The 541-nt window shown below is 48.1% G+C and carries 1 protein-coding gene; it reads right to left on the reverse strand.

Features of this window, described 5'->3' with window-relative positions; genetic code table 11:
- A partial coding sequence (locus LK536_RS58490) for a hypothetical protein (RefSeq protein ID WP_506092301.1) occupies positions 1-541 on the reverse strand: 541 nt, incomplete at both ends.

Genomic DNA, 541 nt, shown 5'->3' on the forward strand with positions numbered 1-541 from the left:
AGTTTCTCGGCTTTGCTCCGTCTTCCCCCCTTCCTTCCGTCTTCCTTTCCTCTTTTTCTTCCCCTTTCCTTTCCTTTCCTCCTTCCTTCCCTTCTTTTTCCTTTTCTCCCTCCCTTTCCCCTTCTCTTTCTCCCCCTCCTCTTTCCCTTCTCTTTCTTTCTCCCTTTCTTCTCCCTTCTTTTCCCCCTCTTTCCTTTCTTTCTCCCCCCCCCCTTCTCTCTTTTCTTCCTCTTTCTTTCCCTCCCTTTCCCCCTCTTTTCCCTCCTTTCTTTCCTCTTTTCTTCCCCTTTCTTTCCTCCTTTCCTTTTCTTCTTCCTCCCTCTCTCCCCTCCTCTTTTTTCTCCCTTCTCCTCCCTCCTTTCCTTCTTTCTTTTTTTCCTCTTCCCCTCCCTTTCCTCTTTCCCCCCTCTTTCCCTCCCCTTTTTCTCTTCCCTTTTCCTCCCCCTTTCCTCCCCCTTCCCTCTCTTTCTCTCTTCCTTCTTCTCTCTTCTTCCTCTCCTCTCTTTCTCTCTTCCTTTTCTTTTTTTCTTCTTTTTCTTCC

This window comes from Clostridium pacaense (assembly GCF_020709765.2).
Lineage (GTDB): Bacteria > Bacillota > Clostridia > Lachnospirales > Lachnospiraceae > Enterocloster > Enterocloster hominis.